At 68.4% G+C, this 19,891-nt stretch carries 19 protein-coding genes; 16 read left to right on the top strand and 3 right to left on the bottom strand.

From position 1 onward, the window contains the following. The first annotated feature begins 8 nt into the window (after positions 1-8). Positions 9-1,475, top strand: coding sequence for a glycerol kinase GlpK (gene glpK / locus A7U43_RS24740; protein ID WP_231963722.1), 1,467 nt, complete (start codon positions 9-11; stop codon positions 1,473-1,475). A 75-nt stretch (positions 1,476-1,550) separates the two neighbouring features. Here the strand turns inward: glpK and A7U43_RS24735 are convergent, their stop codons facing one another. Further along, complete coding sequence (locus A7U43_RS24735; RefSeq protein ID WP_068000241.1) at positions 1,551-1,949, bottom strand: GlcG/HbpS family heme-binding protein; 399 nt, start codon at positions 1,947-1,949, stop codon at positions 1,551-1,553. Between the two features lie 277 nt (positions 1,950-2,226). Between A7U43_RS24735 and A7U43_RS24730 the strand changes: the two genes are divergently transcribed. Further along, on the top strand, positions 2,227-2,940 hold the full coding sequence (locus A7U43_RS24730) for an MIP/aquaporin family protein (RefSeq protein WP_068000238.1): 714 nt from the start codon (positions 2,227-2,229) through the stop codon (positions 2,938-2,940). A 27-nt stretch (positions 2,941-2,967) separates the two neighbouring features. Here A7U43_RS24730 and cobA read toward each other — a convergent pair whose 3' ends face one another. Together cobA and A7U43_RS24720 are read right to left on the bottom strand one after the other, a co-directional pair. Continuing rightward, entirely contained in the window at positions 2,968-4,812 is a 1,845-nt protein-coding gene (gene cobA / locus A7U43_RS29305; RefSeq protein ID WP_082902299.1) for a uroporphyrinogen-III C-methyltransferase, read from the bottom strand. A 69-nt stretch (positions 4,813-4,881) separates the two neighbouring features. Continuing rightward, positions 4,882-5,619, bottom strand: coding sequence for a (2Fe-2S)-binding protein (locus tag A7U43_RS24720; protein WP_068000236.1), 738 nt, complete (start codon positions 5,617-5,619; stop codon positions 4,882-4,884). A 200-nt stretch (positions 5,620-5,819) separates the two neighbouring features. Between A7U43_RS24720 and A7U43_RS24715 the strand changes: the two genes are divergently transcribed. The 14 genes from A7U43_RS24715 (at position 5,820) to A7U43_RS24650 (ending at position 19,871) form a co-directional block, all read left to right on the top strand. After that, positions 5,820-6,248, top strand: coding sequence for a diol dehydratase small subunit (locus tag A7U43_RS24715; RefSeq protein WP_068000234.1), 429 nt, complete (start codon positions 5,820-5,822; stop codon positions 6,246-6,248). 10 nt (positions 6,249-6,258) lie between these two features. Continuing rightward, entirely contained in the window at positions 6,259-7,977 is a 1,719-nt protein-coding gene (locus A7U43_RS24710) for a propanediol/glycerol family dehydratase large subunit (protein ID WP_231963455.1), read from the top strand. Position 7,978: 1 nt separating this feature from the next. Further along, a complete protein-coding gene (locus A7U43_RS24705) occupies positions 7,979-8,551 on the top strand; it encodes a propanediol/glycerol family dehydratase medium subunit (protein ID WP_068000231.1) in 573 nt (190 codons plus the stop codon). Between the two features lie 16 nt (positions 8,552-8,567). Continuing rightward, a complete protein-coding gene (locus A7U43_RS24700; RefSeq protein ID WP_068000229.1) occupies positions 8,568-10,433 on the top strand; it encodes a diol dehydratase reactivase subunit alpha in 1,866 nt (621 codons plus the stop codon). Next, positions 10,426-10,821 carry a glycerol dehydratase reactivase beta/small subunit family protein gene (locus A7U43_RS29880; protein ID WP_197500112.1) on the top strand — a complete coding sequence of 132 codons (396 nt, stop codon included), beginning with the start codon at positions 10,426-10,428 and terminating at the stop codon, positions 10,819-10,821. Before A7U43_RS24700 ends, A7U43_RS29880 begins: the two co-directional genes overlap by 8 nt. A gap of 247 nt (positions 10,822-11,068) precedes the next feature. Continuing rightward, complete coding sequence (gene eat, locus A7U43_RS24690) at positions 11,069-12,481, top strand: ethanolamine permease (protein WP_068000227.1); 1,413 nt, start codon at positions 11,069-11,071, stop codon at positions 12,479-12,481. Continuing rightward, positions 12,478-13,899: an ethanolamine ammonia-lyase subunit EutB gene (locus A7U43_RS24685; RefSeq protein ID WP_068000225.1), complete on the top strand. Its 1,422-nt coding sequence runs from the start codon at positions 12,478-12,480 to the stop codon at positions 13,897-13,899. The genes eat and A7U43_RS24685 overlap by 4 nt, the downstream gene beginning before the upstream one ends. After that, positions 13,896-14,672, top strand: coding sequence for an ethanolamine ammonia-lyase subunit EutC (gene eutC, locus A7U43_RS24680; RefSeq protein ID WP_068000224.1), 777 nt, complete (start codon positions 13,896-13,898; stop codon positions 14,670-14,672). The genes A7U43_RS24685 and eutC overlap by 4 nt, the downstream gene beginning before the upstream one ends. Before the next feature lie 188 nt (positions 14,673-14,860). Beyond that, the gene (gene rplM / locus A7U43_RS24675) at positions 14,861-15,304 is read left to right on the top strand and encodes a 50S ribosomal protein L13 (protein ID WP_068000222.1); all 444 of its coding nucleotides are present in this window, start codon (positions 14,861-14,863) and stop codon (positions 15,302-15,304) included. 35 nt (positions 15,305-15,339) lie between these two features. Next, positions 15,340-15,846, top strand: coding sequence for a 30S ribosomal protein S9 (rpsI, locus tag A7U43_RS24670; protein WP_418287700.1), 507 nt, complete (start codon positions 15,340-15,342; stop codon positions 15,844-15,846). Between the two features lie 397 nt (positions 15,847-16,243). Then, a complete protein-coding gene (locus A7U43_RS24665) occupies positions 16,244-16,708 on the top strand; it encodes a hypothetical protein (protein ID WP_156526020.1) in 465 nt (154 codons plus the stop codon). Between the two features lie 153 nt (positions 16,709-16,861). Next, on the top strand, positions 16,862-18,199 hold the full coding sequence (glmM, locus tag A7U43_RS24660) for a phosphoglucosamine mutase (protein WP_068000218.1): 1,338 nt from the start codon (positions 16,862-16,864) through the stop codon (positions 18,197-18,199). A gap of 47 nt (positions 18,200-18,246) precedes the next feature. Continuing rightward, positions 18,247-18,552: a type VII secretion target gene (locus tag A7U43_RS24655; protein ID WP_068000217.1), complete on the top strand. Its 306-nt coding sequence runs from the start codon at positions 18,247-18,249 to the stop codon at positions 18,550-18,552. 5 nt (positions 18,553-18,557) lie between these two features. After that, positions 18,558-19,871 (top strand): hypothetical protein, encoded by a 1,314-nt coding sequence (locus A7U43_RS24650; protein ID WP_068003691.1) that lies wholly within the window; start codon positions 18,558-18,560, stop codon positions 19,869-19,871. The last annotated feature ends 20 nt before the right edge of the window (positions 19,872-19,891 follow it).

Here is a 19,891-nt window from a genome sequence, read left to right as displayed (position 1 = left end):
CCCGAGCCATGATCTTCGATCATGCCGGTGCCGAGGTGGGCCGCCACCAGCTTGAGCACGAACAGATCATGCCGCAGCCAGGCTGGGTCGAGCACAACCCGGTGGAGATCTGGGAGCGCACCGCCTCGGTGCTGACCTCGGTGCTCAACAACACCAACCTCCAGCCCGAAGACATTGCCGCGCTGGGGATCACCAATCAGCGCGAGACCACCCTGGTGTGGAACCGCCACACCGGCCGGCCGTACTACAACGCCATCGTCTGGCAGGACACCCGCACCGACCGGATCGCCACCGCGCTGGACCGTGACGGTCGCGGTGATGTGATCCGGCGCAAGGCCGGTCTGCCGCCGGCCACCTACTTCTCCGGTGGAAAGATCCAGTGGATCCTGGAGAACGTCGACGGTGTGCGCGAAGCCGCCGAGAACGGCGACGCGATCTTCGGCAACAGCGACAGCTGGGTGGTCTGGAATCTGACCGGCGGCCCGCGTGGCGGCGTGCACGTCACCGATGTGACCAACGCCAGCCGTACCATGCTGATGGATCTGGAGACCCTGGACTGGGACGATGAGCTGTTGTCGTTCTTCGGGATTCCGCGCCGGATGTTGCCGCAGATCCGGCCCTCGTCCTCACCCGAGCCCTATGGGACGACGCAGAGCACCGGTCCGATGGGCGGCGAGGTGCCCGTCACGGGCATCCTCGGTGATCAGCAGGCCGCGATGGTGGGCCAGGTGTGCTTGAAGGCCGGCGAGGCCAAGAACACCTATGGCACAGGTAATTTCCTTCTTCTCAACACCGGTGAGAAGATCGTGCGATCGACCAACGGGCTGCTGACCACCGTGTGCTACCAGTTCGGGGATGCGAAACCGGTTTACGCCCTGGAAGGTTCGATCGCGGTCACCGGTTCGGCCGTACAGTGGCTGCGCGATCAGCTGGGCATCATCAGCGGTGCGGCTCAGAGCGAGTCGCTGGCCAGGCAGGTTGCCGACAACGGCGGGGTGTACTTCGTGCCGGCGTTCTCCGGGCTGTTCGCGCCGTACTGGCGTTCCGATGCCCGGGGTGCGATCGTCGGGCTGAGCCGGTTCAACACCAACGCCCACGTGGCACGGGCGACGCTGGAGGCGATCTGCTACCAGAGCCGTGATGTGGTGGACGCGATGGAGGCCGATTCCGGTGTGCACCTTGAGGTTCTGAAGGTCGATGGCGGTATCACCGCCAACAGTCTGTGCATGCAGATCCAGGCCGATGTGCTCGGTGTGGACGTGGTCAAGCCGGTTGTCGCCGAGACGACCGCGCTGGGTGCAGCGTATGCGGCCGGGTTGGCGGTGGGCTTCTGGGCCAACCCCGATGACCTGCGCGCCAACTGGCAGGAGGGGCAGCGCTGGAGTCCGGACTGGTCTCCGGAGCAGCGCAGCGACGGATACGCGGGCTGGCAGAAAGCGGTGCAGCGCACCCTGGACTGGGTCGACGTGTCCTGACAGACACGTTGCCGGTGAGACGATTTCGGCCCCGCAGAGTGGGATCTGCGGGGCCGAAATCGTGCTTGCGGTACCTCAGAGCGCCGCGACACCGGCTTCGGCGACGCTGACGTCCTGGTCGACGCTGCCCGCGCTCACACCGATCGCACCGACCACCACCCCGTCGACGGTCAACGGGATACCGCCGCCGAAGATGACCAGACCGCCGCTGGTCTGCTCCAGGCCGTAGAGTTCGGCACCCGGTTGGGCGAGTGACATCAGCGCGGCGGTAGGAGCATTCATCAGAATTGACGTGCGCGCCTTGCGAATCGAGATGTCGATGCTCGCCTTGATGGCACCGTCCATTCGGGCGAACGCCACCAGGTGGCCGCCGTCGTCGACGACCGCGATGTTCATCGGCTGGCCGATCTGGCCGGCCTTCTCGATGGCGGCGTCCACCACTTTGGTGGCGCTGCTCAGGCTGATGGCACTCATGGGGAGACCTTTCGAATCGGATTTCTGACAACCAATTTGGCGTTTGTGGGCGCGTACCGCCGCTCCTCGATCATAATCTGAAGCACCCCGGTGCTGCGGGCGTTTGGATCGCCCGCGCCGACACGCGGCAGACCCTAGCCAAAGACTCGACTATCGATCGGTGGCGCTATCGCCTTGGGCGAGTAAGTCGCACAGGTTCGACCGGAACCTCTGATTGTGCTGAGCGTCGCGACAAGCATTGTGCACGACGTCTTTTGCCGATGAGATAGGTGGTTTCGTGGCGAACATCGACATCTTCGTATGGGAGTTCCTCGGGACTGCTGTGCTGTGTCTGCTCGGCAGCGGTTCGGTCTGCGCCGTGGTGCTCAAGAACTCGTTCTCCCATGGCGGGGGCGGGGATTGGATCGTCATCGTGCTGGGCTGGGGCTTCGCGGTGTTCACCGGCGCCAGTATCGCCGCGCCATCCGGCGCGCATATCAACCCGGCGGTCACCCTCGCGGTCGCTCTGTCGGGCGGCGTGCCGTGGTCGAGTGTGCCGGTCTACTGGGCAGCCCAGATACTGGGCGCCTTCGTCGGCGCCTCGCTGGCCTGGGCGGCGTTCAAGCTGCAATTCGACAACAATGACGACAACTCCGGCACCCGCGGAATCTTCTGCACCTCACCGGCTGTGCGTTCGTTCCCGTGGAACGTGGTCACCGAGACCGTCGCCACCTTCGTGCTGATCTTCTGGATCCTGACCAATCCCGAGGTCAACACCACGCTCGGCTATGCGGCGGTGTCCTTCGTCATCATCACCATCGGCTTCGGGCTGGGCGGCCCGACGGGCTACGCCATCAACCCGGCCCGCGACCTGGGCCCGCGCATCGCCTATGCGCTGCTGCCGATTCGGGGCAAGGCCGATGCGGATTGGGGCTACTCGTGGGTGCCCGTGGTGGCGCCGCTGCTCGGTGCCGCGATCGCGGCGGGCGTGGCCATGGCACTCCCGGTCTGAGCGCGGCCGCACAATTCGCCGGCTGGATCAGCCGGCGAATTGTGCTGCGACGGGTGTGGACATCAGACCGGCGACGAAGCCGGCCACCGCGCCGATGACGGTGGTGGCCGGCGGTCTGACCCCGGCGGCCCGGGCGGCGGCCCCGATCGTCTCGAGGGTCGCCCGAATCTCGTGTTGACCGCGCAGGGTGCCGTCGGCGATGACCGCGGCCGGCGTCTCGGGGCTCATTCCCGCGTCGAGCAGCGCACGGGTGATCGCATCGAGGTTGGCGACCGCCATCATGAGCACGATGGTGGTGTTCGCCCGGGCCAACGCGGCGTAGTTCACCGTGCATTCGGGATCCTCGGGCGCGACGTGCCCCGACACCACGGTGAAGCCCTGGGTGAGGCCACGGTGGGTGACCGGGATGCGCGCCGCGGCGGGCGCCGCGATCGCCGAACTCACCCCGGGGATCACGTCCACCGCGACACCGGCCCGCACGCATTCGTCGAGTTCCTCACCGCCGCGGCCGAAGACGAAACCGTCACCGCCCTTGAGGCGCACCACGGTGCGGCCGGCGCGGGCATAGTCGATCAGCATGGCGTTGATCGCACTCTGCTCGGTGCGCCGTCCTCCCGGGATCTTGGACACGTCGACGATCTGTGCGGTGGGGGCGATCTCGTTCAGCGCACCGACCGGTGCGAGCCGGTCGGTGACGATGACATCGGCCCGGCGCAGTGCCGCATGGCCGGCCACGGTGAGCAGGCCGGGATCACCGGGGCCGCCCCCGACGAGCACGACCCGGCCGGCCCGCGCAGAGCGGTCCGACACCGCGACATCGGAATCCTCGCCCGGGCCGATGCAGAACAAGCCACGCGCGGCCGCCTGTGCGGCGACGGCCCGGTCGGTCTCCGGATCGCCGCTGGACGCCCACAGCAGATCGCTGGCATCGAGGTCGGAGGTGCGAAACTCGCGCTGCCGCAGGGTTATCAGCGTCCGCTCGGCGAGGTCCTGCAGATAGGCGGCCGGTCGGGGTGCTATTACCGTGACGGCCGCTCCGGCGGTCATCAGCGCACCCACGATGGACAGCGACCGGTCGGATGCGCCCACGACCGTCACCGCACGGCCCCGCACCGGCAGCCGCACCGCCACGTCGTCAGGCATTCCGGCGCCCACCCAACACGGCGGCGACCAGGGCCGCGCGACTGTGTGGACGCCGAACTTGCTCTTGATGTTGTGCACGTGAAATTTCACGGTGGCCTGCGAAATGAACAGGGCGCCGGCGATCCCGCGATTGTCGAGTCCCTCGATGAGCAGCCCGAGCACCTCGCGCTCACGCCGGGTCAGCGTGCCGGATTGCGCGGGCCGGTCCTGCTCGCGAAGTTCGGCGATCAGGGTTTCGGCGCTGCGGGCGTCGAGCGCCCGGTGGCCCTCGATCACCCGCGCGACCGTGTCCTGCAGGTCCGCCGCCGATGACCGCCGGTCGATGACCGCGTCGGCGCCGGCGCGGATCAGCGGCATGGCACGCTCGCGCGGGTCGTCACCGTCTATGACAGCCAGGATCTTCGGCGCCGGGTCCAGCTCGGCCAGCAGCGTCGCCAGCTGGGCCACCGCCTCGGCGCCGACGAACAACAGCTCGGGTTGCCAGACCCGCAGCCGTTCGGCGAGGCCGGGCCCGTGCGCAAGATCACCCACCAACCTGATGCCGCCGCCTTGGGTGACGACGTGGATGAGGCCGTGCCGGAGCAGCTCGTCGTTCAGCACGAACACCGTGCGCATCGGCGCGGTGGCGGTGAAAGATGCTGTGATGTCCAGGCTTTCGAGGGAATTGTCGACGCCGTCAACGTCGTGCTCACGCCGGGTCGGTGCGTCGCGGGTCTGTGTCCAGCCCATGGTCGAACTCCGTCCTGCTGCTGAGCGGCGAATGTTAGCGCCCGTAGCGTTGCAACGACGTTGCAACGTTCAGGGTGTGGCGTCCGGAATCAGCACACAGTCACCGCACAGCCCGGCCCGCGGGGCCTGGTAGTACAGGCAGCAACTGCGCCGGCGGAATCGCCCGTCGACGAATTCGCCCGTGCCGCGCAGCGGCTCGGTGCTCGCCAGGGCGCGCACCAGCGCCCGGCCGGGAGCCTCCTGCTCCGGGCGTGACAACGCGAGCACCGTCACCGCGCCGTTGGCGGCCGACGTCAGATTGCCCGACGTGATTCGTGGCGACAGTGACAGCAGGGCGTTCAGTCTGGCGCCCAACTCGGTGAGGACCGGGACCACCGACTCGGCGATGACCTGCGCGGATGTCTGCGCATCGACGGCCTGCCACACCGGGGCGGGGACGGTGAACTGCGGTGCGTGGCCCGCGCCGGGGACCCAGCGCAGCGACCGCTGGTCCAGCACCGGAACGGCTCCCAAGCAGAGCGCCCCGCCGATGGCCGGGGAGAGCAACCGGGCGGCCACACCGAGCTGCAACGACGATGCCGCCATCCGCAGCGAGATCCGCTCCGGAGGGCAGCCCACCGAGGCGGCGATCGCGTCGCGGGTGCGCTCGACGTGGTCGGTGACCACATCGTCGGCGAAAAGTCCTGCAAGACTCTGTGATTGGGCGTCCGGGTGGGCGGGCAGCGCGAAGTATCCGCCCAGCGTGCTCAACTCGTCCAGATACCGGGCGCACTCGCCACGGTGCACGGGTGCGGGCGTATCGGTCATGGTGGTTGCACCGTAACCGCCCGCCCCGAGGCGGACGCGCCGATGCCGCGGATCCTCGCCGAACGGGCAGGTTGTTTGCCTCTGCAACCTTGATGCAACGTGACGCGAGACGCAATGGCCGGGTCGCGGTCCGCCCGCGTCACACCAGCGAAAAGTCGGATGGCCCGCACGTGTGGCCACCTCTCACCCGGGAGCAGTGCATGACGGAACCGACCCTCGATCCAACGGTGGACTACCCGCTGAGTCTCCATCGGCAGGACCTGCTGTTCACCCCGAATGGCAAGCCGATCGCGGAGATCACGATGGCGGCGGTGATGGCGGGGGAGGTGGCTGCCTCGGACCTGCGGATCACCCCGCAGACGCTGCGGCTGCAGGCACAGATCGCCGAGAAGGTCGGCCGCAACCAGCTCGGTGGCAACCTGCGCCGCGCGGCGGAGATGACCGCCATCAGCGATGAGCGCGTCTTGCAGATCTATAACGCGTTGCGCCCCAATGCCTCGACGAAGGCCGAGCTCGAAGCGATCGCCGAGGAGCTGGAAGGCCAGTACGGCGCCGGCCTGCTCGCCGGCCTGGTCCGTGAAGCAGCTGACGTCTACGAGCGTCGCGAGATCCTCGCGACCAACGAATAGGAGTGATTCGGTGACCGCAGTAACACCGCAGCCGGCCTCGATCCCGGAAAAGCGGCAGTCCGAGCGGACCAGGGTCCTCGAGGAGCGTCCGGTCAATCTCGACGGCTTCGTGCAGGAATGGCCCGAGGTCGGCATGGTCGCCATGGACAGTGCTTTCGACCCCGAACCCAGCGTGCGGGTGCGCGACGGCGTGATCGTCGAGATGGACGGACGGGCGCGCGCGGACTTCGACTTCCTCGACCAGTTCATCGCCGACCATGCCATCGACGTGGCGAGCACCGAGGCGTCCATGGCCATCCCCGCGGGGGAGATCGCGGCAATGCTGGTGGATCCGCGGGTCACCCGCGATGAGGTGATCGCCGTGACCAAGGGCCTGACCCCGGCCAAGCTCCTCGAGGTCGTCAAGACGATGAACATCGTCGAGATCATGATGGGCATGCAGAAGATGCGCGCCCGCCGCACCCCGGCCAACCAGGCGCACTGCACCAGCGCCCGGGACAATCCACTGCAGGTGGCCTGCGAGGCCGCCGAGGCATCCCTGCGCGGCTTCTCCGAGGTCGAGACCACCCTGGGCGTGGTGCGGTATGCGCCGCTGGTGGCCATGGCGCTGCAGATCGGCAGCCAGGTGGGCACCGGCGGGCGGCTGACCCAGTGCGCGCTGGAAGAGGCCACCGAACTCGAACTGGGGATGCGCGGGATCACCGCCTATGCCGAGACCATCTCGGTCTACGGCACCGAGTCGGTGTTCGTCGACGGTGATGACACCCCGTACTCGAAGGCCTTCCTGGCCGCGGCCTACGCGTCGCGCGGGATCAAGATGCGATTCACCTCGGGCACCGGCTCGGAGGTGCAGATGGGCAACGCCGAGGGCCGCTCCATGCTGTACCTGGAGATCCGGTGCATCCTGGTCACCAAGGGTGCCGGCGTGCAGGGCCTGCAGAACGGTTCGATCTCCTGCATCGGCGTGCCCGGCGCGGTGCCGGCCGGTATCCGCGCGGTGGCGGCGGAGAACCTGATCGCCTCGGCGGTGGACCTGGAGTGCGCGTCCGGAAACGACCAGTCGTTCTCGCACTCGCCGATGCGCCGTGTCGCGCGCCTGCTGCCGCAGCTGATGCCCGGCACCGACTTCATCACCTCGGGGTACTCGGCAACACCCAACTACGACAACATGTTCGCCGGATCCAACGTGGACGCCGAGGATTTCGACGATTTCAACACCATCCAGCGCGACCTGCAGATCGACGGTGGCCTGCAGCACGTGAAGGAGGCCGACATCCTCGCCGCGCGCCACCGGGCGGGCAAGGCGCTGCAGGCGGTGTTCCGTTATCTGGAGTTGCCGGCCATCAGCGATGCCGAGATCGAGGCGGCGGTGTACGCACACGGCAGCCGCGAGTTGATCCCGCGGGACGTGCTGGAAGACCTCAAGGGCGCCCAGCAGGTGATGGACCGCAACGTGACCGGCCTGGACCTGGTCAAGGCGCTGGAGTCGACCGGCTTCAGCGATATCGCCGAGAACCTGCTGACCGTGCTGCGCCAACGTGTCTCGGGCGATCTGCTGCAGACCTCGGCCATCATGACCCGTGAGCTGCAGCCGCTGTCCGCGGTCAACGACCGCAACGACTACGCCGGGCCCGGCACCGGATACCGACCGTCGGGGGCACGCTGGGAAGAGATGAAACGACTCAGGCACGTCACGAGCGCGGAGAACCCGGAAGTAGAGGTGGACTGAAATGGCGGACAGAGTACTCACTTTCGCCGATGAGAAGCCGGCCGCACCAGGCAGCCGGACCGACGAGGTGCTCATCGGTGTGTCACCGGCGTTCGCCGACTTCTTCAGCCAGACCATCACCGGCATGTCGCATGCCGACGTGATCCGCCAGATCCTGGCCGGTATCGAGGAGCAGGAAGTGTCGGCACGCGTGGTGCGGATCCGGCACAGCAGTGACCTCGCCGTCGTCGCGCACACCGCGGCGAAACTGTCCGGTTCGGGGATCGCGATCGGCCTGCTGTCGCGCGGCACCACGATGATCCATCAACGGGACCTGCCGCGGCTGTCCAGCCTGGAGCTGTTCCCGCAGTGCCCGCTGATGACGCTGGAGACCTACCGTCAGGTCGGATCAAATGCGGCACAGTACGCCAAAGGTGAATCGCCGGAGCCGGTTCCGACGCTCAACGACCAGATGGCCCGACCGCGTTGGCAGGCCAAGGCGGCGCTGTTGCACCTGAAGGAGACCGAGCAGATCGTCAAGGGGGCAAAGCCGGTCGAGGTGGTGCCGCAGTTCGCGCAAGCCTTGGCGAACTGATGGCGCTGGCTGTCCCATGGTGACCGTGGTCGGGGTCGACATCGGCAACTCGACGACGGAGGCCAGCGCTGCGACGATCGGACCCGACGGGTCCGTGCAGTTCCTGGGGGCCGCCCTGGCTCCCACCACCGGTGTCAAGGGCACCCCGCGCAATGTCGACGGCGTGGCCGACGTGGTCGAACGCGCGCTGCGCACGGCCGGTGTCGCGATCGTCGATCTCGACATCGTGCTGCTCAACGAGGCGACCCCGGTGATCAGCGGGATGGCCATGGAGACCATCACCGAGACCATCATCACCGAGTCCACGATGATCGGGCACGACCCGCGTACCCCGGGCGGGCGTGGGCTGGGCGTGGGGATGACCGTCGGTTTCGACGCGCTCGCCGACGCGGCCGGTACGGAACCGATCATCGTGGTCGTGCCCGCTGGGGTGGACTTCGAGGTGGCGGCGGGGCAGATCAACGCCGCCACCCGCCGCGGCATCGCGGTGGCCGGCGCCATCCTCGGCAATGACGATGCCGTCCTGGTGGTCAATCGCCTGGACACCGCGATTCCGGTGATCGACGAGGTGTCACGCATCGACGCGGTGCCATTGGGCATGCTGGCGGCCGTGGAGGTCGCCGGGCCGGGCCAGTCGATTCGCAGCCTGTCCAACGCCTACGGACTGGCCACCATCTTCGAACTCGACGCGACCGCGACCAGGGTGGTCTCGCCGGTGGCCCGGGCGCTGACCGGGAACCGTTCCGCGGTTGTCGTCCGCACGCCCGCCGGGGATGTCGCCGACCGCACGATTCCGGCGGGATCCCTTGAGCTCAACGGTGTGTCGCGCCGAGCGACAGTGGATGTGTCGCGCGGCGCGGTGGAGATCATGGCCGCCGTCGAACGGGTGAGCCCGCTGGTCGACGTCGCCGGCGAGGCGGGCACCAACACCGGCGGCATGATCGCGAACGTACGCCAGAGCATGGCCGACCTGTCCGATCATGCGGTCGCCGATGTACACATCAAGGATCTGCTCGCCGTGGACACCTTTGTCCCCCAGGAAGTGCGCGGTGGGGTGGCCGGCGAGGTGGCGCTGGAGAATGCGGTGGCACTGGCCGCCATGGTGCGCACCCGCGACAGCGGGATGCAGGCCGTCGCCGCCGCGGTGTCCGAGCGGCTGCGCGCCAATGGCGCCGAAGGTGTCGAGGTGATCGTCGGTGGGGTGGAGGCCGAGATGGCCGTCCTCGGGGCCCTCACCACGCCGGGTACCGACAAGCCGCTCGTCGTGCTCGACCTCGGGGGCGGATCCACCGATGCGGCGCTGATCGAAACCGATGGTGCGATTGCGGCGGTCCATCTGGCCGGTGCCGGCGATCTGGTCACCAAACTGATCGACGCCGAACTGGGCCTGGACAATCTGGAGCTTGCCGAGGACATCAAACGCTGCCCACTGGGAAAGGCCGAGAGCTTCTTTCACGTCCGGCTGGAGAACGGGACCGTCCAGTTCTTCGAAAAGCCACTGCCGGCAACGGCTTTTGCCCGGGTGGTCACCCTTGACGGGCACAGCATGAACCCGATTCCGGGCCGGCACTCGATGGAGCGGATCGCCACCGTCCGGCGGACGGCCAAGGAACGCATCTTCGTCGTCAATGCGCTGCGCTCGCTGCGCACCGTCGCGCCCGGCGCCGACCTGCGCCAGATCGGCTTCGTGGTGTTGCTCGGTGGCTGCGCTCTGGACTTCGAGATCCCGCAGCTCATCGCCGATGCCCTCGCGCCGTACGGGATCGTGTGCGGCACCGGGAACATCCGCGGGATCGAGGGGCCGCGCAACGCGGTGGCCTCGGGTTTGGTGTCGGCCTACGCGGGCCGGTCCGCCGGCGTGTTGGTCAGCGGTCGTGGCTGAACGATCGTCCGGACGCGGTGGGCAGCGCTCCCGGCCGGTGATCGTTGTCCTCGCCGCCGGCGGCGAGGCGGTGATGCGCGAGGTGCTGGCCGGCATCGAGGAGGAAGGGGTGCCGTCCTCGGCATCCGCGGTGGCCGCAGGCGACCGTGACGTCTGCGCGGCGGATCTGGCGCAGCGGGCGGCGATGCAGTCACCGCTACAGCTCGGCGTGGGCATCGGCGCGTCGGGCGATATCCGGGTCTGTCATGCCAAGCTCGGGCGGCCGGTCTTCGGCCTGCCCGCCGGATCGACGCCCTCGGCGGCGCGGACCATGGGGCACAACGCCGCCCGCATCGTGGCGGGGCTGCCGCTGAAGGATCTGCCCGAAGATGATCTCGGTCCGGCCTGAGGCCATGTTGGGCTGGACACGACAGCGATAACAGACGATACTGCTCTATCAAAGGTTGGGTATCAGACCTTTAGGCTGCCCGGTGTTGAGCAGTCGCACGCTGGAAGGCCGTGGCCGCCGCGGCGAGGATGCCGGAAGGTTCCGGTCGCCGCCACGCCTTCCCGGTCAGCCGCCGGCTGGCAGTAGTCAGACAGCGTCGTGAATTTCGAAAATGACTGTGATTGCACTGTGAACGAAGGAGTTCCAAGTGGCCGGTGTTGAAGAACACCTCGAGAGCGCGGACTATCTGCGCAAGCGTCAGCTCAAATCGGGCACCGCGGGTTGGGTGCTGCTGGCCGGTCTCGGCGTCAGCTATGTCATATCCGGTGATTACTCGGGCTGGAACTTCGGCCTCGCCGAGGGCGGATTCGGTGGGCTGGCCATCGCGGCCGTCATCATCGCCGGCATGTACCTGGCGCTGGTGCTGGGCATGGCCGAGCTGTCCTCCGCGCTGCCTGCCGCGGGCGGCGGTTACACCTTCGCCCGCCGGGCACTCGGCCCCTGGGGCGGTTTCGCCACGGGCACAGCCATTCTCATCGAATACGCCATCGCGCCGGCGGCCATCGCCACCTTCATCGGCGCCTATGTCGAGTCGCTCGGGCTGTTCGGCATCACCGACGGCTGGTGGGTGTACCTGGCGGCCTACCTGATCTTCATCGGTATCCACCTCGCCGGGGTGGGTGAGGCGCTCAAGGTGATGTTCGTGATCACCGCGATCGCGTTGGTGGGCCTGCTGGTGTTCGCGGTGGCCGCCATCGGGCACTTCGACGTCGCCAACCTCACCGATATGGCCGTCGACGAGACCGCCGCCGGTGCCTCCAGCTGGCTGCCCAACGGCTACCTGGGCATCTGGGCGTCCATCCCGTTCGCCATCTGGTTCTTCCTGGCGATCGAGGGTGTGCCGCTGGCCGCCGAGGAAACCGCCAACCCCGAGCGCAACGTGCCGCGCGGCATCATCGCCGGCATGGCCGTGCTGTTGGTCACCTGCGTCACGGTGCTCATCCTCACCACCGGAGCCGGCGGGGCCGAGGCCATGTCGGCATCGGGCAACCCGCTCGTGGAGGCGCTCGGTGACGGGACCGCCGCCAAGGTCGTCAACTACATCGGCCTGGCCGGCCTGATCGCGAGCTTCTTCTCCATCATCTACGCCTACTCACGGCAGCTGTTCGCCTTGTCGCGGGCCGGCTACCTGCCCAAGGTGTTGTCGGTGACCAACTCGCGCAAGGCGCCGACGCTGGCACTGCTGGTGCCCGGCCTGGTCGGGTTCCTGTTGTCGCTGACCGGTCAGGGGGCGATGCTGCTGAACATGGCGGTCTTCGGTGCGGCACTCAGTTATGTGCTGATGATGATCAGCCATATCGTGCTGCGCCGCCGGGAGCCGGAGATGCCGCGTCCCTACCGCACCCCGGGCGGTGTCGCCACCACCGGTTTCGCCCTGGTCATCGGGGTGTTCGCGGTCATCGCGACATTCCTGGTCGACCCCGTCGCCGCGGGCTGGTGCCTGGGCGTGTTCGCCGCCTTCATGCTCTACTTCGCGGTGTACAGCCGCCACCAGTTGGTGGCCAACTCGCCCGATGAGGAATTCGCCATGCTCGCACGGGCGGAGAGCGAGCTCAAGTGATCTACCGGCAGCAGGTCTCCGGCGTCAACTACGCCTTCGACGGACTCGTGGAGGTGATGGCCAAGGCCACCCCGCTGCGCTCGGGCGACCAACTCGCCGGGTGTGCCGCCGAGCACGACGCAGAACGCGCGGCCGCCGCGTGGGTGCTGGCAGACCTGCCGCTGGACACTTTTCTCAACCAGGACATCGTCGCCTACGAGACCGACGAGGTGACCCGCCTGATCATGGATACCCATGACCGGCAATCCTTTTCGCACATCTCGGGGCTGACGGTCGGCGGCCTGCGGGACTGGCTGTTGGAGGCCGCCTCGCATGACGACAGCGCGGTGCGGATCGCGGCCATCGCGCCCGGGCTCACCCCGGAGATGGTGGCCGCGGTCAGCAAGATCATGCGCAACCAGGATCTCATCGCCGTCGCGGCGGCCACCACGGTCACCGCGTCCTTCCGCACCACCATCGGGCTGCCCGGCACGCTGGCGACCCGGCTGCAGCCCAACCATCCGACCGACGACCCGCGCGGTATCGCCGCGGCCGTCCTGGACGGGCTGCTGCTGGGTTGCGGGGATGCGGTGATCGGCATCAACCCGGCGACGGATTCCCCGCAGGCCACCGCCGACCTGTTGGTGCTGCTCGATTCCATCCGCACCCGCTACGACATCCCGGTGCAGTCCTGCGTCCTGTCCCACATCACCACCACCATCGGGCTGATCGAGAGCGGGGCGCCGGTGGACCTGGTGTTCCAGTCCATCGCCGGGACCGAAGGCGCCAATTCTGCGTTCGGCGTGGACATCTCGCTGCTGCGGGAGGGACGCGACGCGGCCACCGGCCTGGGCCGGGGCACCGTCGGCGACAACGTCATGTACCTGGAGACCGGGCAGGGGTCGGCGCTCAGCTCGCACACCCATCTGGGGGTCGGTGGCAAACCGGTCGATCAGCAGACCCTGGAGACGCGGGCCTACGCGGTGGCGCGCGATCTGAACCCGCTGCTGGTCAACACCGTCGTCGGATTCATCGGGCCGGAGTACCTCTATGACGGCAAGCAGATCATCCGGGCGGGCCTGGAAGACCATTTCTGCGGCAAGCTGCTCGGGCTGCCGATGGGAGTGGACGTCTGCTACACCAACCACGCCGAGGCCGACCAGAACGATATGGACACCCTGCTGACCCTGCTGGCGGCCGCCGGGGCGGCGTTCGTCATCACCGTGCCCGGCGCCGATGACGTGATGCTCGGCTACCAGAGCCTGTCCTTCCACGATGTGCTCACCACCCGCCGCACCCTGGGGCTGGCGCCGGCACCGGAGTTCGAGGAGTGGCTGCGCACGGTTGGGATGGTCGACGCCACCGGCCGGCTGACCCCGTTCGATCTGACGCACTCACCGTTGCGTGCGCTCACCTCCGCGACATCAGGAGCGCCGTGACCACCCAAGATCCGGCAGTCCAGGAGTTCTGGGCCGAGCTGCGCAAAACCACCCAGGCCAGGATCGGGCTGGGCCGGGCGGGCACCGCCCTGCCCACCCGCGAGGTGCTTGAGCTGGCCGCCGCGCACGCCGCGGCCCGCGACGCCGTGCACATCCCGCTGGATACCGATGCGCTCGCCGGCGCGGTCCGTGAGGTGGGTATCGGGGAGCCGGTCCTGGTGACCAGCCGCGCCACCACCCGCGACGAGTATCTGCGCCGCCCGGATCTGGGCCGGCTGCCATCGCAGGACATGGACGTGCCGCACACCCCGGCCGATCTCGGCTTCGTGCTGGCCGACGGACTGTCCCCGACCGCGCTGAGCCATCACGGGGCCGCGCTGCTGAAGGCCCTGGTGCAACGGTTGGGCGACCGGTACAGCCTGGCGCCGCCGGTGATCGCCACCCAGGCCCGCGTTGCGCTCGGCGATCACATCGCCGCGGCGCAGGGGGTGCGCACGCTGGTGGTCATCATCGGTGAACGTCCCGGTCTGAGCGTTGCCGACAGTCTCGGGATCTACCTCACCCACCTGCCCCGCCCCGGCCGCACCGACGCCGACCGCAACTGCGTCTCCAACATCCACCCGCCCGACGGGCTGGGATACGCCGAGGCCGCACGGGTGGCCGCCGGCCTGATCGGTGGGGCGGTCGCGCTCGGGCGTTCCGGTGTCGACCTCAAGGACACCTCACGGTCGCCGGATTCCCTCGACCGTGACGTCGAACGCGAGATTTCCTAGACGTGTCGCCACCGTGCGGTTGCATGCCGGTTTGGGCGTTTTGACCTGGGGTGACGGCGGCCGGTAAGCTGCCGCGTTGGCGTGTGCTGCCCATCCGGGCATACGGGTCCCGGGTCAACGTCGGTCGCCGGGCCACCCCGAGCGCGTCCGTCTGACCGGCACTGTAACCCGAGAAAAAGGTAAGCACTGTGTCTACATACGCGCCCAAGGCGGGTGACACCACGCGTTCGTGGTACGTCATCGACGCCCAGGACGTGGTGTTGGGCCGGCTCGCCGTCGAAGCAGCCAAGCTGCTCCGTGGCAAGCACAAGCCCACATTCACGCCCAATGTCGACGGTGGCGATTTCGTCATCGTCATCAATGCCGAGAAGATCGCCGTCAGCGGCGACAAGCTCACCAACAAGTTCGCTTACAGCCACTCGGGTTACCCCGGCGGTCTGCGTAAGCGCACCATCGGCGAGCTGCTGGAGAAGCACCCCACCCGTGTCGTCGAGAACGCCATCGTGGGGATGCTGCCGCACAACAAGCTGAGCCGCCAGGTTCAGAAGAAGCTGAAGGTGTACGCCGGTCCGGATCATCCGCATGCCGCGCAGCAGCCGATTCCGTTCGAGATCAAGCAGGTGGCCCAGTGACCGAGTCTGAAGTGACCGAAGTTGTCGAAGACGTCGTGGAGACCCCCGAGGGCGAAACCGCGGAATCGGCCGTCGCCGAAGAGGGCGTCGTTGAAGAGGGTGTCGTCGAAGAGGGCGCTGTCGAGGCGGCCGCTCCCCGTGAGCCGGTCTACATCGACCGCCCGATCCAGACCGTCGGCCGCCGCAAGGAAGCCGTCGTCCGGGTCCGCCTGGTGCCCGGCACCGGCAAGTTCATGCTGGACGGGCGCAGCCTGGAGGCCTACTTCCCGAACAAGGTGCACCAGCAGCTGATCAAGGCCCCGCTGGTCACCGTGGATCGCGTGGACAGCTTCGACATCTACGCCCACCTCGATGGTGGCGGCCCGTCCGGGCAGGCCGGCGCGCTGCGCCTGGCCATCGCGCGTGCGCTGATCCTGGTGCAGCCCGAGGACCGTCCGGCCCTGAAGAAGGCCGGCTTCCTCACGCGTGACCCGCGTGCCATCGAGCGCAAGAAGTACGGCCTGAAGAAGGCCCGTAAGGCTCCGCAGTACAGCAAGCGCTGATCTGTTCAGTCTTGGCACCGCCGGGTGTGGATTCCGATCCACACCCGGCGGTTTCTTTTTATCGTGACCTTGTTTGCTGAACCCGTAGTCGCAGGGTGTGGGTAAACGGGTCGTGGGCGCCCATATCGGCGTACCGCTGACTGTTCATCACGGCGTTTCGGCCGATGCGCCCGCCACGGGCAGCTAATCGCCCCGATCTGAGCCCATGTTGGCTCACGCGGCAGTGTTTGCGGGACGGGTTTGACACCCCGCGCGGCGGGGCATCACCGTGGGTGTGGAGCGGGGGCGCCGCAGCATGCGCCCGGGCAGAGAATCTGCCGCCGGTACGAGTCAGTCAGCTCGTGGGGGACCGGTACCCGCTGCTCTGACTGAAAGGATGAACATGAAGAACCTCACCGTGACACGTGTGACCGCCGGCGCTGCTGTTGGAGGCGCGCTACTCCTGTTCGGAGGGGCCGCGGCGGCCAATGCCGAGCCCGGCGACGGACGCGTGGACCTCGCCATCGGCACGGCCGGCGTCCTGACGGGCGTGCCGGTCGAGACGGCTACCCAGATGGCCGCGGGCGTCTGTGACAGCGATACGGCCACCATCGCCACGGTGGCCGCGAGCGTGGACGCCAGCGGTTCACCGCAGAGTGTGTGCGACAACGCCATCGGCATCGTCGATTTCCGGCAGAACACGGCCACCGTCGAGGACGGGTCCTCCGGTGTGATCGATGCGCCCGGCACCGCCGAGGGGGCTTCGTTCTCCGAGGAACCGGTGACCGAGACCGAGGTGCCCGCACCCGATGAGGCCACCGGTGACGAAGAGCCGGTCACGCCCACCACCACGACCACGGTGCCCGCGCCCAGCGCCGGGTAAGCGACCCGGTCGACGTGCACCCCCACCGCCCGCACCCACCTGGGAGCGGGCGGTGGGCCGTTCGGAGCACGATCGGATCTCGATTCGGCGTCGACACGATGGCGGGGGTTGTCAGTTCGCTCTTTGGGTGCCTCATGTGAGAAATTTGTGGGCATGGCTCGACTGTTCGGCACCGACGGAGTGCGCGGAGTCGCCAATCGCGATTTGACCGCCGAGTTGGCGTTGGCGCTGGGTTCGGCCGCCGCCCGGCGGCTGGCGTCGGCGGGCACCGCCAGGCGCAGGGTCGCCGTGGTGGGCCGTGATCCGCGCGCTAGCGGCGAGATGCTGGAGGCCGCGGTGATCGCCGGCCTGACCAGCGAAGGCATCGACGCGCTGCGCGTCGGGGTGCTGCCCACGCCGGCCGTGGCGTATCTGACCAGCGCGTATGACGCCGACTTCGGCATCATGATCTCCGCATCGCACAATCCGATGCCCGATAACGGCATCAAGATATTCGGCCCGGGCGGCCATAAGCTCGACGACGCCACCGAGGACCGCATCGAGGAGCTGGTGAGCTCGGGTCCGGGCAGTCGACCGGTCGGCGCGGAGATCGGGCGCGTCCTCGACGCCGAGGACGCCCTGGATCGCTACCTGCGCCACGTCGCGAAGGCCGTCACCACCCGGCTCGACGGCGTCAAAGTGGTGGTGGACTGTGCCAACGGGGCGGCCTTCGCGGCGGCGCCGCTGGCCTATCGCGCCGCCGGTGCCGAGGTCATCACCCTGAACGCCGAGCCAAATGGTCTCAACATCAACGACCGCTGCGGATCCACCCACATGGAGGAGTTGCAGCAGGCCGTGCTCACGCACGGCGCCGACCTGGGGCTGGCCCACGACGGCGACGCCGACCGGTGCCTGGCCGTCGATGCCGACGGGGCAATCGTCGACGGGGACGCCATCATGGTGCTGATGGCGCTGGCCATGCGCGAAGCCGGTGAACTGGCCTCCAACACGTTGGTCGCCACCGTGATGAGCAATCTGGGGCTGCATCTGGCGATGCGGGCGGCCGGTATCGAGGTGCGCACCACGGCGGTCGGTGACCGGTACGTGCTCGAAGAACTGCGCGCCGGTGAGTTCTCGCTGGGTGGCGAGCAGTCCGGCCATATCGTGCTGCCGAGCTTCGGCACCACCGGTGACGGGATCGTCACGGGACTGCGGTTGATGTCGCGGATGGCGCAGACCGGGTCCACGCTGGCCCAGCTGTGCGAACCGATGCAGACCCTGCCGCAGGTGCTGATCAATGTCGCGGTCGCCGACAAGGCGACCGTCGCCGAAACCGCCACCGTGCGCACGGCGGTTGCCGAGGCCGAGGCCGAGCTCGGCGATACTGGCCGGATCCTGCTTCGCCCGTCGGGAACCGAGCAGGTCGTGCGGGTGATGGTGGAAGCGGCCGACGCGGATACGGCACGCCAGCTGGCGGTACGCGTCGCCGAATCGGTCAGCCAACAGAACTGACGCCCGATCCGGGGAACCGGATGGGGCGCTGCTGCGTCCAATTCGGTATGGGACTTCTCGAATCGGCGCGAATGGATGCCGCCGCGGTACGCGATATCGCGCGCCGCTACGACGACACCGCTGAGCGGGTGGATGCGGCATTGCGGCGCTGCCAGGCGGCGCTGGGATTCACCGCCGCACGAGCCGGGCGCGAGTACACCGACTGTGGCGCCCACGTGCGCAACGCCGTCGACGACACCCTGAGCGCACTGGGCGGTTGGTCTCGCAGCTGTGGCGACATAGCCGCTCAATTACGGCTCTCCGCCGACGATTACGCGCAGATCGATGATCGCGCCGCGGGCCGGATCGGGTGACCGGCATGCTGGATGCCGGTCTGCCGGCGGTCGAGGCGATGACCGAATACGCCCGTGCCAGTGGTCAGCTCGGTCATGCCGTGCCGGACCCGGCACGTCTGCACGCCGCGTACACCGCGGAGGACGGCCTGGACCTGTACACGCTGGAGGCCGATCACCGGACGTTGGCGCAGGCCGTGGTGGCCGTCGAGGAGGCGCTGTTGGTGCAGGACGATGCGCGGCTCGCACTGGCGGCGGCCTGGCGGGGCGCCGGGGCGCAGGCGGCAGCCGATCGTCTGATGCGGCACGCGCAGGCGGCGGAGGCCGGCGTCGAGGGGCTGCGAGCCGCCACGGCCGCCGTCGGTGAGCTGCGAGACCGGCTGTGGCAGTTGATCGATGCGAAGGTCAATGTCACCAGGGACGTCGAGGCGCGGGGGAGCAGGGCGCAGTGGTTGGGAGCCGCGCGCACCGTCACGACCGGCGCCGGGGACCGCTCCGATGCCAGCGAGACGGTGGATCTGCAGGTGGCGCCGTTCGTGGCCAACGATATCGCCTTGGACTGGCTGCCCACGATGTGCGACACCGAGTCGGCGGTGCGGCAGGCCTACCGCGACGCCATCGCGGCGATGACGACCGAGGCATCGGCCGGGTTCGGCGGGGCTGCGTTGGCTGGACCCACACCGGTTGGCGCCGAACAGAATTCGCTCCCTGCCGGCTCCGGAACGGCGGGTTTCGCGCCGGGGGGCGCTGCGCCGGGTCCCGCTGCAGCGGCGCAACTTCAGCCGGTCGCCGCACCGGCGGCGGCCGCGGTGGACCCGGTGGCGAGCGCACCTGGCGCACCGCTCGGGTCGGGGATGTCGAGTATGTCGGGCCTGTCCGGTCTCGGGCAGTCCTTCGCCGATATCCTCGGCGGGCTGTTCGGTGCCGGTGGGCAGGGCCTCGGCGAGAGTCTCAGCGGGGACGGCGAATTCGATGCTTCGGAGATGGACGCCCCGGCCGACCCCGAAATCGACGACCACGACGAGGACGACGAGGACGACGAGGACGACGAGGACGACGAGGACGACGAGGACGACGAGGACGCTACCGAAGATCCGGAGGACGAGGAGTCAGCCGGGGACGAGACGTCGCCGGAGGAGGCGGACGAAGCGGTGCCGGCCGGTGATCCCGCGGTGCCGGCGCCGCTACCGCCTGCACCGGAGCCAGCGGCGCCGACACCGGTCCCCGAGCCGCCGGCCGAGCCGATGGCCGCGCCGGCGCTCGACGCGACGACCGAACCGGTCCCGGCCGAAACCCCATGCGAGATCGCCGCCGATGCACTGCCGCAGGCGGGGCCGTAACGCAAAATCGACGAAACGGT

The sequence above is a fragment of the Mycobacterium adipatum genome (assembly GCF_001644575.1).
GTDB classification, from domain to species: domain Bacteria; phylum Actinomycetota; class Actinomycetes; order Mycobacteriales; family Mycobacteriaceae; genus Mycobacterium; species Mycobacterium adipatum.
Note: the sequence above shows the minus strand (reverse complement) of the source record. Positions and strands in the feature narration are given on the sequence as shown.

Excerpts from the sequence above, each read along its gene's own strand:
- A7U43_RS24655 (WP_068000217.1), top strand. The coding sequence starts at position 18,247 with ATGGGACTTCTCGAATCGGCGCGAATGGATGCCGCCGCGGTACGCGAT.
- glpK (WP_231963722.1), top strand. The coding sequence starts at position 9 with ATGATCTTCGATCATGCCGGTGCCGAGGTGGGCCGCCACCAGCTTGAG.
- A7U43_RS24720 (WP_068000236.1), bottom strand. The coding sequence starts at position 5,619 with ATGACCGATACGCCCGCACCCGTGCACCGTGGCGAGTGCGCCCGGTAT.
- A7U43_RS24705 (WP_068000231.1), top strand. The coding sequence starts at position 7,979 with ATGGCGGACAGAGTACTCACTTTCGCCGATGAGAAGCCGGCCGCACCA.
- A7U43_RS24700 (WP_068000229.1), top strand. The coding sequence starts at position 8,568 with ATGGTGACCGTGGTCGGGGTCGACATCGGCAACTCGACGACGGAGGCC.
- A7U43_RS24715 (WP_068000234.1), top strand. The coding sequence starts at position 5,820 with ATGACGGAACCGACCCTCGATCCAACGGTGGACTACCCGCTGAGTCTC.
- glmM (WP_068000218.1), top strand. The coding sequence starts at position 16,862 with ATGGCTCGACTGTTCGGCACCGACGGAGTGCGCGGAGTCGCCAATCGC.
- A7U43_RS24650 (WP_068003691.1), top strand. The coding sequence starts at position 18,558 with ATGCTGGATGCCGGTCTGCCGGCGGTCGAGGCGATGACCGAATACGCC.
- cobA (WP_082902299.1), bottom strand. The coding sequence starts at position 4,812 with ATGGGCTGGACACAGACCCGCGACGCACCGACCCGGCGTGAGCACGAC.
- A7U43_RS24735 (WP_068000241.1), bottom strand. The coding sequence starts at position 1,949 with ATGAGTGCCATCAGCCTGAGCAGCGCCACCAAAGTGGTGGACGCCGCC.